We start from the raw sequence: 12,561 nt of genomic DNA, 5'->3' as shown, positions 1-12,561 counted from the left end.
CAGCGGGGCGATGTGACGTTTCGCTTGATTCCCCGCGCCACAGCCCCTCCCCCCGCGCCTTCAGGTTACTTGCGCAAGTGCTCCATGATCTCGTCCTTTACCTGCAATCGTTTCTTCTTGAGCGTCTCCAGGGCAACGTCGGACAGTGCGGCGGACGTCGGCTTCTCGGCGTCCAGCACCTCGGCGTCAAGCTGTGAGTATTTTTGAAGCAGAGAGTCGAGTCTTGGATTTTCGCTGCGCTTTTGCTGGATGTGGTCTTTTTCGCACTTCAGATCCTGGCACAGATCATGGGGCACCGGCATGGAACACCTCCTTTTGGTGGATCAGTGGCAAGCGCCTTTGAGGGCGCCTCGATCATCAGGATGGCCTTGCAGGCGGCGTTCTGTCGACCGTCAATCCGACCAGCGGTGACCGTTCGTCGTACCGTATCGCTTTGCGATCAAACCTTTACCCATACGCCGCTCTCCATTGAACAGTGACACTCAAGATCACTTGTACAACCTGTACGGAGAATAACTATGGACGGATTTACCCTGCGTCAACTCGGCCTGGCAATTGCCCTGAGTACCAGCATGGGCATGGCATGGGCCGCGAGTTCAAACGACTTTGTCGACAACGCGGCGGCCGGTGGCATTGCGGAAATCGAAACCAGCAAACTGGCGCTGCAAAAGAGCGCATCGGCGGACGTCAAGGAGTTCGCCAACAAGATGATCGCCGACCACACCAAGGCCAACCAGGAGTTGATGACCCTGGCGAAAAAGCATGACATCGAAGTGCCGGACGAAACCACTCTGGTGAAGAAGGCGAAGGCCAAGATTCTCGATATGCGTGATGAATCTTTCGATGCCGCCTATGCCAACAATCAGGTCAAGGCCCACGAAGAAACCATCACCCTGTTCAAGAAAGAAGCCGAGACCGTCACCGACGACAAGAAGCCTGGCAATACCGAGCTCAAGGCATTCGCCCAGAAGATGCTGCCAGATCTGCAGCACCACCTGGAACTGGCCAAGAAGCTCCAGGCAGCACACCCCAGCAAGTAGTATTTTCCTGACTGTAAAAAAAGGCTCGTTCTCGCGGGAGGACGAGCCTTTTTTTGCGCAGGTCGATCAACCGCCGTCGGTGTCGATATCGGCGTCCGTGTCATCGCCGGACTTCGGCCGGTCAGGCTCGGGCTTGAAGCCCGGGCTGAAGGTATTGTCGTTTTCCTGGTGGTGTTTTTTCTGGTCGACCTCCTCCGCAGCGCTCTGGGCCTGGTCCGCACCCGCCGGGCTGGCATCGGGCAGTTGCGGATCGATGGCCGGGTCGTTGCGTGGTGACGGGGTCTGCGTCTGGCCTGGTTGCGCAGTGTTTGCACGATCGTCGTTCATGGGCACCTCTTCATGACAGAGGCCGGTTGATGACCGGCCTTGACCATTCGAAGGGAACGCAACGGCTTCGGTTCCATTTGTTTGCGGCAATGGGCTCAGCCGCCGAGCACCGACCGGACCATACGGGTCAGCGCATCCGGCCCGTAGGGCTTGCTCAGCAGATGGGTATCGGGGCTCAACTGATGGTTGCGGGAAATGATGTCCCGCGTGTGACCCGACGTGAACAGCACCGGCACTGGCGGCGTCTGCACCTTGGCCCAGGCCGCCAGGTCGGAACTCTTGATCAGGCCGGGCATGACCACGTCGGTGAAAATCAGGTCCACCTTGGCGCCTTCGAGCAACAGCTTCATGGCCGCGTCGGCATTGGCGGCGGTGAGGGTTCGATAGCCGGATTGTTCGAGCAACTCCACCGATGCACTGCGCACCGCATCGTTGTCCTCCACCACCAGGATCGTCTCATGCCTACCGGGCTGGGGCGTGTAGTCGTGGGTCTGTTCACCGGCTTCAGACTGGTAGCTGCGAGGAAAGTACATCTGCGCCCGCGTGCCCTTGCCCATGTCGCTGGCGATCTCGATATGCCCGCCGCTCTGCTTGACGAACCCGAACACCATGCTCAGGCCCAACCCGGTGCCCTGGCCATCGGTCTTGGTGGTGAAAAACGGCTCGAATACCTGCTTGAGAATATCGGGCGGCATGCCTATGCCACTGTCAATGACCGACAACCGCACATAATCACCCGCCGGGATGCCTTTGCCGGCACAGGACGCTTCGTCGAGCACGATATTCTCGCCCAGTATCTGGATGATGCCATCGCCGCCCATGGCATCGCGGGCATTGATCGCCAGGTTCAGCAGAGCATTTTCCAACTGGTTGCGATCCACATGGATGCACCACGGCTCGTCGGGCAGGGTTACTTCGATCCGGATGGTCTCGCCCAAGGCCCGTTGCAGCAATTCCTCCAGGTCGTCGTAGATGCGTCGGGGGTTGTAGACCGCCGGTGACAGCGGCTGGCGACGAGCAAAGGCCAGCAGTTGCGATGACAGCTTCGCGCCCCGCTCCACCGCCTCGATGGAGGCACTGATCCTGCGTTGCACATTGGCATTATCCGGCTCATGACGTGCCAGCAGATGCAGGTTGCCGGCAATGACTTGCAGCAGGTTATTGAAGTCATGGGCGATGCCCCCAGTGAGCCCGCCAATGGCCTCAAGCTTCTGCGACTGGCGCAACTGCTCTTCGGCCGCCAGCCGCGCCTGGACTTCATCGGCGACCCGCTGCTCCAGGTCACGGGTGAACCTGAGCACCGATGCTTCGGCAATCTTGCGTTCGTTGATGTCAATCAGCACACCGGGGAAACGCAGAGGCCTGCCCATCGCATCGAACTCGCATCGACCGCTGGCCTGCACCCACAGGTCATCGCCCTGGGGGCGACGCACCCGGTATTCGGCATTGAAGGACGCCCCTGTGCGCAAGGTCAGTTCAATGCGTTGCTTGAGCTCATCAAGGTCATCGGGATGAACACGCTGGCGGGCAATCTCGACGGGCAACGCCTCCAGCGGTGTGTCTGGCGGGTAGTCGAACGTGCGGGCGAAACGCTCGTCGCCAGACAGGGTGTCGGCCTGGACGTCCCAGACAAACGAGCCGAGCAACGGCCCGGCCGCAAGGGCTAGCTGAATGCGTTCATTGACGGCGCGATAGCTGCGTTCCGCTGCCTGGCGAGCCCGCTCGGACAAGACCAGCTCGGTGGTTTCCACGACAATTGCCAGCACGCCGGCCGGTGCCTGGTCATCGTCGGGCACGGGGCTGTAGAAAAGGTCCATCCACACATCTTCAGGCTTGCCATCACGCAACAGGACCAGTTCCTTGCTGCGATAGGACAACGTCCCTCCGGCCAGGCAGACGTCCAGCACGTGACGATTGAACTCGGCCACTTCCGGCCACCCCAGCTCTACCGCGCACCCCAACAGATAAGGATGACGCCCGCCGGCGAACTCGGCGTAGGCATCGTTGTAGATCATGACGCCCTGGCGGCCCCACAACATGACCATTGGCAAAGGCGAAGCCAGCAACACCTGGACGGCACTGCGCAGGCTGGCGGACCAGCGTTCGATAGGGCCCAGTTCGGTCTGGCGCCAATCGTACGCCCGGATGCGCCGGGCCATTTCACCGTCCCATCCGGGACATCCGTGAGGCTGGGATAAGAACTCCATGGGCGACTCTGAACCTCGAATGGCTGCGGGGAATCGCATATCGCGAGCCCCTTGTGCTCAGACCTTCGAGCGCGAGGTTGGCATTTGGTTTCATGCCGGCCAAGCCAAAGGCCTCCGCGGCCAGATGGCAAACGGGCTCAGCGAAAATCGCGGCTGCGCACGTTGATACCCGCCAGCAGCCCGGTCAGGTCGCTCAAGCGCCCGGCAATCAGATGACGGACTTCACCGACGCTTTCCCAGCGCCCGTCGACCCGAAGCAATTGCGAGCCCACCAGCACTTTGCGTTGGCGCTCCGCCAGGTCGCGCCAGACCACCACGTTGAGGTTGCCGAATTCATCTTCCAGAGTGACGAAGGTCACCCCACTGGCCGTACCGGGGCGCTGGCGACCGGTGACCAGGCCGGCGACGCTGACGTTGCGGCCATGTTCCACCTCCTGCAACTCCCGGGAGCTGCGACAGCGTCGGGCACGCAGTTCAGGGCGCAGCAAGGCCAGCGGATGAGGGCCCAGTGTTGTGCCTAGGGTGGCGTAGTCGGCAAACAGGTCCTCCCCCAGCGAAGGCTTGGGCAGATTCACCGGCGATTCCTCCTGACTGGGCAAACCGGCAAACAGACCCAATTGCTTCTGCACGCCGGCCACTTCCCAGCGTGCACGATGGCGATCACCGACCAGGCCACGCAAGGCCCCGGCGTCGGCCAACTGCTCCTGGGCCCGGACATCGAGTTGCGCGCGCTCGCCCAGGTCGGCCACGTCAGTGAATGCCCGCTGTCGACGGGCTGCCTCGATACGCCGGGCGTCGTCTTCACGAAAGCCCTTGATCAGGCGCAAGCCCATGCGAATAGCCGGTTGCCGACCTTCCTGGGGTTCGAGACTGCAATCCCAATCACTGGCGCGCACGTCCACCGGACGGATCTGCAATTGATGCCGGCGGGCATCCTGCAGGATCTGGTCCGGGCTGTAGAACCCCATGGGCCAGCTGTTGATCAGGGCGCAGGCGAACGCTGCCGGCTCGTGACACTTGAGCCAACTGCTGGCGTAAGTCAGCAAGGCGAAGCTGGCGGCGTGGGACTCAGGGAAACCGTAGTTGCCGAAGCCCTTGATCTGCTCGAAGATCTGCGCGGCGAATTCGGGGGTATAGCCGTTGCGATCCATCCCCTCTGCCAGGCGTAGACGGTGCGGTTCAAGCCCGCCGTGACGTTTCCAGGCGGCCATGGAGCGACGCAACTGGTCCGCTTCGCCGGCGGTATAGTCGGCCGCCACGATGGCGATCTGCATGACCTGCTCCTGGAACAACGGAATGCCCAGGGTACGCCCGAGCACTGTCTTCAATTTCTCCGAAGGATAGGTGACAGGTTCCTCTTTGTTTCGCCGTTTCAGGTACGGATGCACCATGCCGCCCTGGATCGGCCCCGGCCGCACGATCGCCACTTCGATCACCAGGTCATAGAAATTCTCGGGCCTGAGCCGGGGCAACATCGCCATCTGCGCCCGTGATTCAATCTGAAACACACCGATGGTGTCCGCACGGCTGATCATCTCGAAAGTGGCCACATCATCCCTGGGCAAACCCGCCAAGGTGTATCGCTCTCCCCGATAGCGCTCGATCAGATCAAAACACCGGCGAATCGCGCTGAGCATGCCCAGGGCCAGGATATCCACCTTGAGCAGCCCGACCGCATCCAGGTCGTCCTTGTCCCACTGGATGATGGTGCGCTCGGCCATGGCGGCGTTTTCCACCGGTACCAGGGTGTCCAGGGGCTGTTCGGAAATCACGAAGCCGCCGGGGTGCTGGGACAGGTGCCGGGGAAAGCCGATCAGTTGCTGGGTCAGGCTCAATACCCGGCGCAAGATCGGGGAGTCCGGGTCGAAACCGCCCTCGCGCAGACGCTCCACGGGTGGCGCCTCGTCGCTCCAGCGACCGCAACAGTCGGCCAATGCATTGACCTGATCCGGCGGCAGGCCCAAGGCCTTGGCGACGTCCCGCACCGCCCCGGCGCCATGGTAACTGCTGACCACAGCCGTCAGCGCCGCGCGATGGCGACCGTAGCGCTGGAAGACGTATTGCAGCACCTCTTCGCGGCGTTCATGTTCGAAGTCCACGTCGATGTCCGGCGGCTCGTTGCGCTCTCGCGACAGGAAGCGTTCGAACAACAGGTTGGTTCGGCTCGGGTCGATTTCGGTAATGCCCAGTGCATAACACACCGCCGAGTTGGCCGCCGAACCACGCCCCTGGCAAAGAATGTTGCGCTGGCGGGCGAAGTTGACGATGTCCTGCACGGTGAGGAAGTAGCTGTCGTAGCCCAGCTCGGCGATCAATTCCAATTCTTTGTCGATCTGTTCCCGGACCTTATCGTCCACCCCTTTTTTCCAACGTTCGCGCATGCCCCGCTGGGTCAGTTCCCGCAGCCACGATGCCGGATCGTGCCCCTCGGGCACCAACTCACGCGGATATTCATAGCGCAACTGACCCAGGTCGAAAGTACAACGCCGGGCGATCGCCAGGGTTTCATCGAGCAACCTGCGCGGATAGAGATCGGCCAGATCCTTGCGACTGCGCAGATGGCGCTCGCCGTTGGGGTGCAGGCGCTGGCCGGCCTCGGCCACCGTGACGTGATGCCGGATGGCGGTCATGGTGTCCTGCAAGGCACGACGACCGCGCACGTGCATGTGCACATCGCCCGTGGCGACGGCAGGCAGCGCCAGGCGGTCCGCCAGCGCCAACAAGTCGGCCAGGCGACGCCGGTCGTCCTGGCCGCAGTGCAACTGCACCGACAGCCACAGGCGCCCGGCGAAGATCGACTGAAGCCAGCGGCCCTGCTCCTCGACGTCGTTGCCATCGGGCACCCACAGTGCCAGCAACCCAGGCCAGGGCTCGTCGAAGTCTTCCCGTACGATGCGATAACGGCCCTTCTCGCTACGACGGCGGGCACGGGTGATCAACCGGCACAAGGCTTGATAGCCTTCGAGATTTTCCACCAGCAGCACCAGCTTCGGGCCGTTCTCGATCTGGATCTCGCTGCCGACGATCAACGCCAGGTTCAATTCCTTGGCCGCTTGCCAGGCCCGCACGATGCCGGCCAAGGTGCACTCGTCGGTGATCGCCAGGGCCCGGTAACCTTGCTGACTGGCCCGGCGACACAGTTCCAATGCACTGGAGGCACCGCGCTGGAAACTGAAATTCGACAGGCAATGCAGCTCGGCATAGTCGACGTTCATGCGAACCAACCCTGCAACCACAACGGCCCGCCCTCGCCCACCGGCCGATAGGCCCAGCCCCGTTGCCCCGCACGGGTTTCGACCAGGTAGTAATCGCGGCGCACGTCGGCGCCGTCCCACCAGCCGGTCTCGATGCGCTCCGGCCCCATGAGGACGCGCGCCAGGCCTTCCGGCAACGCCTGGGGCTCGTCCAGCAGCCAGCCGGGACGCTGCACAGCGCTGCGCGCCACGCAAGGCTGGGGCCGGGTCTGAGGCGTCATCTGCCAGGCGCATTCAGGCCGATGGTCGTCGCGAAACCCCAGGCCCTGCACCGCGTCGTCCCCCAGCCGTGCGCGCAACCGTTCCCGCAGTTGCTCCCAGGGCAAGGACTGCTGGGGACGTTCGTCGAACAGCTCCAGGCGCTGGGGCACGAAACTCGGCAAATCTTCGGCACACAAGCGAAAGCCACGCACCGGCGCCTCGACCTGCACCTGTTCCAAACGGCCACGGGCCAGTTCGAAGAGCATCGAAGGGTCCCGCTCGGCACTGAGCAGGCCGACCTTGATGATCGTGTCCGGCAACCCGGCGTGTTCCAGGTGCAGGTCGAATCGCTGCACGCCACTGTCGCGACCGCACAGGAAGGCCGACAGGTCACCGGTCAACCGGCGTAACGGGAACAACAGCGCCTGATGGGACTGGACGTCGTAGTTGAGTTCGATGCGCACATCGAAACGATCAGGCGGCAGGTAGAACGACAGCGCCAGGGTGCGACTGCCGATCAATGCGTCGAGATGCTTGAGGACCTGTGCTTCGAAGCGCCGTGCCAGCGTGTGCCGGGGCAAGGCCTGGACCTGTTCCAGGCAGCGCAACCCCATGCGCGACAACGCCGTGGCGACGTCGGGGGGCAGGCCGATCCGATCCACCGGCATCTGTCCCAGGCACTGTTGCAGGCGCTCGGCATCCGGTACCACCAGGGCATCATGGGCATTGGCGAGCACCCGCGCCGCCACCGGGTTCGGGGCCGCGACGATGCGATGACGAAAGCCCAGTTCGGTCAGTTCGGCCCGCAGCCGTGCCTCGAAGACCGGCCAGGGCCCGAACAGGCCCAGGCTCGACTCGATCTCGAACAGCACCGTGCGCGGGTAATGCACACTGACCTGGGAGCTGAATCGATAGGCCCAGGCGGCGAGAAATTGCTGCCAGTGCTCGATCTGCGCTGCATCATATTCGGCGGTGGCAAAGCCTTTGCTCAGGGCCTGGGCGGCGGTCATGGTCTGGCCGGGACGCAGGCCCAGGGCCCGGGCGGGATCGTTGACCGCTTGCAGCACCCGACGTTGGGCCGGACCGGTCAACAGCGCCAGGGGCTCCTCGGGATCGGGGCGCTGACGCAGCGCGGCGTCCAGCGCCAATTGCGGAAAGAGAATGCAGACCCAGCGCATCGCAACCTCAATGCCCTGTTGGCGTGGCGTAGGCAAAGGCAATCGGTGCCGGCCGGACCAACCCACCTCGGCATTTAAGCACCCGCAGCTGCCCAGGCCCGGCATCGATGGCGATGCGCAGGGCCGCCGGTGACGGATTGATGGCTTCCTGGATCGGCCGCCAGGCGAACGCCAGGGTCTGGCCGGTTTCCGCGGCCACTTGCAGGCGGCGCAAGGCACGATCGTCCGCCTGGCGAGGCCAGCACAAGACCGCCCCGCAACTGCCCGAACGCAAGCATTGTTCGGTGGCCCACAGAGCATCGCGCTCACCGGCCCGGATCACCGACAGTTGGCTCAGGTCCACCCCGGCACCCTGCCAGGCCTGGGGATAGGGTACGAACGGCGGTGCCACCAGCACGATTCGCTCCCCTTGCGCAGACAATCGCGCCAGGGTCGGCCACACCAGTTGCAACTCACCCAGGCCCGGCGCCGCGAGGAGGATTTCCGTCAGCGCCGCTTCCGGCCAGCCGCCACTGGGCAACGCCGCGTCCAGCGCGGCATGGCCGGTGGGTTGCGGGCTGGCGGCCGGAGGCGCAGGCCGGCCTTTCCAGACCTGGCCGCCATTGAACAGCGTGTCCAGAGCAACGACCGCGCCCATCAGCCTTGCCTCAACAAGCCACAGAACACCCCTTCTATCGCCAGGTCCTGGTCGGCCTCGACGATGATCGGCTGATAGGCCGGATTGCGTGGCAACAAGCGCACCCGCTCGCCGACGCGCTCGAAACGCTTGATGGTGACTTCACCGTCGAGCCGCGCCACCACGATCTGTCCGTTCGCGGCCTGGGGCGTGCGCTGGACACCCACCAGGTCACCGTCGAGAATGCCGTCGCCGATCATCGAGTCACCCTGGACCCGCAGCAGATAATCCGGCGCCTTGGTGAAAATCGCCGGGTCCAGCATCAGGCGGTCGTGGACCTCGGCATCGGCACCGATCGGCCGGCCGGCGGCCACTCGCCCCAGCACCGGCACGTCGAGCAGCTCGGGACGCGGCGGCTGGTTCAGCAAGCGGATGCCCCGGGCCTGATGCGGATTGACTTCGATAAAACCGGCTTCGGTCAGCGCCAGTACATGCTTGCGCGCTACGCTGCGAGAGGCGAAACCGAACGCCTCGCTGATTTCAGCGAGGCTGGGTGGCTGGCCCTGCTCAGCGATACGGTCGCGGATGAAGGTCAGGATGGCGGAGCGGCGGGGAGTGAGAGTCGTCATGGAGTACATTTGTACTCCTGTCGGTTTTTTCTGACAAGCGCCGCCAGTCAGTTCACAGTCATGCACATCCCTGTGAGAGCGGGCTTGCTCGCGAAAGCGGTGTGTCCGTCAAAGAAATGCTGGAGGTGCCGACGTCTTCGCGAGCAAGCCCGCTCCCACAGTCAGTGTTCAGTCCAGCCAGGTAAGCCCATGGATAAATCCCCCGCTCATGCCCATCACTGAACACCAACTGAACCCCATACCCCTGAGCATTGACCGCAACCACCCGAATCCGCGGATCAACCTGCACCACCAGCCCCCGCAGGCGAAACGCCCGGCATTGCGAGCAAGGACATTGACGGCGCAATTCAGCATGCTCCAGCCGTTGTTCACGACCATCGGGCCAATCCAGGTGCAATTGCCCTTTAGCCTGGGAATTACCAATCGCCAGCGGATTCATCGCAACTGCTCCAAGGCAATACGCACGGCCTTGCGCACTTCAGGGTCGCCATCGTCCTGAGCGGCCTGCAAGGCCGGGATGGCATTACTATCGGCCAGTTCGCCCAACGCCAGGGCCGCCTCCTTGCGCAGATTGCCGATGCGATGCCCCAGGGTAGCGATCAAGGGTTGCAACGCCGGGGCGTAGCGCAAGCGGCCAAGGCTGCGGGTGGCCCGCAGACGCACCTGCCAATAATCGTCACCCAGGGCATCGATCAGAGCCGGGCCGGCCTCGCTGTGGCCGACCTTGCCCAAGGTGGTGGCCGCCTCTTCGCGCACTGACCAGATCGGGTCGCGCAGCGCCCGGCACAGCGCCGGCAAGACCTGTGGGTCCGAAGCCAGGCCCAGGGCGCCGGTGGCGGCTCGACGCACTTCGCTGTCGGCATCGTCACTGGCAAGCCTTGCCAGGGCCGGCAAGGCGTCGAGATGCTTGAGCCAACCGAGCACTCCGACAGCCTCGCGGCGCACGCCGGCATCACTATCGGCCAGGGCCGCGATTGCAGCCGGTGCTGCGTCCGTCAGGCGCAACTCGCGCAAGGCCCTGAACGCGGCGACCCGCACGCTGACGTCCCCATGGGCGACCCAGGGCAGGATCACCCTCCCCGCCGCCTCGCTCTTGAGCAGGCTCAGGCTCTGCGCGGCAGCACTCTGTACGGTTGGACACGGATCGGTCAGGGCCCGGCACAAGGCCTCGACCACTGCGGCATCTTCCCAGGCCTCAAGCAGGCGCGCAGCTTCGGCCCGCACTTCGGCACTGGGATCCCGGTCCAGGCGGTCCACCAGCCACGACAAGCCTTCGGGCTCCTCAAGCTCAGCCAGTTCAATCAAGGCAATACGGCGCACACCGGGATCGTCGTCAGTCAGCCGCGGTTGCAGGAGGAGAATATCGTCGTTGTCGGTGTTTTCGAATAAAGAGGTCATAAGGCAAATCGCGGCAAGGAGGTTTCAGGAAGCCCGAGAGGATTGAGGCGCGGCAATTGCCGGCCCTCTGCATAGTGCAGCAGCTCGAGGCAGTGGCGTTTCAAACGGGTGAACTCGGGGTGGGTCACCAGCTCCGTCGTGCGTGGACGGGCAAAATCCAGCCGCAGGTCCTCGATGATCCGGCCAGGGCGCGGACTCATCACCAGCAAGCGGTCAGCCAGGAACAACGCCTCATCGATGTCATGGGTGACGAACACCACGGTGGTGCGGATGCGCGTCCAGATGTCCAAGAGCAGTTCCTGCATGCGCAACCGGGTCAGGGCATCCAGCGCGCCGAAGGGCTCGTCCATCAGCAGCAGCCGCGGGCGATTGACCAGCACCCGGGCAATTTCCACCCGTTGCTGCATCCCCCCGGAGAGCTGGTCCGGCCAATGCCCGGCAAAGCCTTCCAGCCCCACCAGCGCCAGGATCTCATCGGCGGCACGGTATCGCTCGGCCTTGCCGAGACCGCGCATCTTCAGGCCGAAAGCGACGTTGTCGCGCACACTGCGCCAGGGAAACAACGTGTGTTGCTGGAACACCATGCCCCGCTGGGGCGACGGACCGGACACCGACACACCGTCGACATCCAGGGTGCCGGTACGCGGTTGCAGATGCCCGGCCAAGGCCCCGAGCAGCGTGGATTTTCCGCACCCGGAAGGCCCCAGGACACAGACGAACTGGCCCGCTTCGATCTGGCAATCGAGACCCTGGACAGCTTCGAAGGCCTGGGCTCCCGTGCCAAGAACAATGGACAATTGGCGGATATCGATGCGCCCTTCGGGCGCTTGCATGACACTCATCAGGCTTTTCCTCGGCGTCGATGCCAAGGCGTGAACAACCCGCCCAGGCGCTTGATCAACACACTGCTGCCCATGCCCAGCACACCGATGAGCAGCATGCCGACCACGATGTCGGGGTAGTTCTGCACGGTGTAGGAAGCCCAGGTGTAGTAGCCGATGCCGTACTGGCCGGCGATCATTTCCGCCGTCACCAGGCAGAACCAGGACGTGCCCATGCCGATGGCCAGGCCGGTGATGATGCTCGGCGCCGCACCCGGCAGAATCACTTCCTGCAGGATCGCCCGGCGCCCGGCCCCCAGGCTTTTGGCCGACGCGATCAGCCGCCGGTCCACGCCTTCGACGCCATGCACGGTGTTGAGCAGGATCGGAAACAACGCGCCGGTGAAAGTGATGAACACCATCGACAGTTCCGACGAGGGAAACATCAGGATTGCCAAAGGAATCCAGGCCACTGCCGGAATCGGGCGCAGGACTTCCAGGGGCGGCAGCAGCAGGTCTTCGGCCCATTTCGAACGACCAATGGCGAGCCCCACGGCCACACCGATCGACACCGCCGCGCCATAACCGGCAAAGACCCGGCCCAGGCTGCTGCCCAGATGCCGGGCGAGATTGCCCGATTCCCCCAGCCCAAGCGCAGCCTGGATCACGGCCAGTGGCGTCGGGACGTTGGCGAAGGTCACCAGACCGAGGTCCCAGTGGAGAGTTGCAGCGAGCTGCCAGAACAGCAGGCAGAGCAACAGGGAAGCGGCTCGCAGAAGCCAGCGAAAATAAGATCGGGACACAACTTTTCCTCTCAACCGAGATCCCTGTGGGAGCGGGCTTGCTCGCGAAAGCGGTGGTTCAGTCGACATCAGTGTTGAATGTCAGAC

The 12,561-nt window shown here is 63.7% G+C and carries 11 protein-coding genes and 1 pseudogene; 1 reads left to right on the top strand and 11 read right to left on the bottom strand.

All coding sequences use genetic code 11. The features are described 5' to 3' along the window. Window positions 1-65: 65 nt before the first annotated feature. The gene (locus FBY02_RS08005; protein ID WP_047703636.1) at window positions 66-302 is read right to left on the bottom strand and encodes a YdcH family protein; all 237 of its coding nucleotides are present in this window, start codon (window positions 300-302) and stop codon (window positions 66-68) included. Between the two features lie 216 nt (window positions 303-518). Here FBY02_RS08005 and FBY02_RS08000 point away from each other — a divergent pair, with 216 nt between their 5' ends. After that, window positions 519-1,040, top strand: coding sequence for a DUF4142 domain-containing protein (locus FBY02_RS08000; protein ID WP_144925687.1), 522 nt, complete (start codon window positions 519-521; stop codon window positions 1,038-1,040). 66 nt (window positions 1,041-1,106) lie between these two features. Here FBY02_RS08000 and FBY02_RS07995 read toward each other — a convergent pair whose 3' ends face one another. The 10 genes and pseudogenes from FBY02_RS07995 to FBY02_RS07950 form a co-directional block, all read right to left on the bottom strand. Next, window positions 1,107-1,367, bottom strand: coding sequence for a hypothetical protein (locus FBY02_RS07995; RefSeq protein ID WP_144925685.1), 261 nt, complete (start codon window positions 1,365-1,367; stop codon window positions 1,107-1,109). A gap of 95 nt (window positions 1,368-1,462) precedes the next feature. Then, entirely contained in the window at window positions 1,463-3,574 is a 2,112-nt protein-coding gene (locus FBY02_RS07990) for an ATP-binding protein (RefSeq protein WP_144925682.1), read from the bottom strand. A gap of 137 nt (window positions 3,575-3,711) precedes the next feature. Further along, window positions 3,712-6,810: an error-prone DNA polymerase gene (locus tag FBY02_RS07985; RefSeq protein WP_218570567.1), complete on the bottom strand. Its 3,099-nt coding sequence runs from the start codon at window positions 6,808-6,810 to the stop codon at window positions 3,712-3,714. Then, window positions 6,786-8,207: a DNA polymerase Y family protein gene (locus tag FBY02_RS07980; RefSeq protein WP_144925676.1), complete on the bottom strand. Its 1,422-nt coding sequence runs from the start codon at window positions 8,205-8,207 to the stop codon at window positions 6,786-6,788. Before FBY02_RS07980 ends, FBY02_RS07985 begins: the two co-directional genes overlap by 25 nt. A gap of 7 nt (window positions 8,208-8,214) precedes the next feature. Beyond that, on the bottom strand, window positions 8,215-8,844 hold the full coding sequence (gene imuA, locus FBY02_RS07975) for a translesion DNA synthesis-associated protein ImuA (RefSeq protein ID WP_144925673.1): 630 nt from the start codon (window positions 8,842-8,844) through the stop codon (window positions 8,215-8,217). Further along, window positions 8,844-9,461 carry a transcriptional repressor LexA gene (gene lexA, locus FBY02_RS07970; protein WP_144925670.1) on the bottom strand — a complete coding sequence of 206 codons (618 nt, stop codon included), beginning with the start codon at window positions 9,459-9,461 and terminating at the stop codon, window positions 8,844-8,846. Before lexA ends, imuA begins: the two co-directional genes overlap by 1 nt. A gap of 160 nt (window positions 9,462-9,621) precedes the next feature. After that, window positions 9,622-9,891, bottom strand: a pseudogene (locus tag FBY02_RS07965) (DUF971 domain-containing protein); the annotation flags it as partial. Beyond that, entirely contained in the window at window positions 9,888-10,850 is a 963-nt protein-coding gene (locus FBY02_RS07960; RefSeq protein WP_144925665.1) for a HEAT repeat domain-containing protein, read from the bottom strand. The gene FBY02_RS07960 and the pseudogene FBY02_RS07965, both read right to left, overlap by 4 nt. Beyond that, entirely contained in the window at window positions 10,847-11,692 is an 846-nt protein-coding gene (locus FBY02_RS07955) for an ABC transporter ATP-binding protein (protein ID WP_144925662.1), read from the bottom strand. Before FBY02_RS07955 ends, FBY02_RS07960 begins: the two co-directional genes overlap by 4 nt. Continuing rightward, window positions 11,692-12,474: an ABC transporter permease gene (locus FBY02_RS07950; protein ID WP_144925659.1), complete on the bottom strand. Its 783-nt coding sequence runs from the start codon at window positions 12,472-12,474 to the stop codon at window positions 11,692-11,694. Before FBY02_RS07950 ends, FBY02_RS07955 begins: the two co-directional genes overlap by 1 nt. Window positions 12,475-12,561 lie beyond the last annotated feature (87 nt).

Origin of the sequence: Pseudomonas sp. SJZ078, from assembly GCF_007828255.1 — a bacterium.
GTDB lineage: Bacteria > Pseudomonadota > Gammaproteobacteria > Pseudomonadales > Pseudomonadaceae > Aquipseudomonas.
Note: the sequence above shows the minus strand (reverse complement) of the source record. Positions and strands in the feature narration are given on the sequence as shown.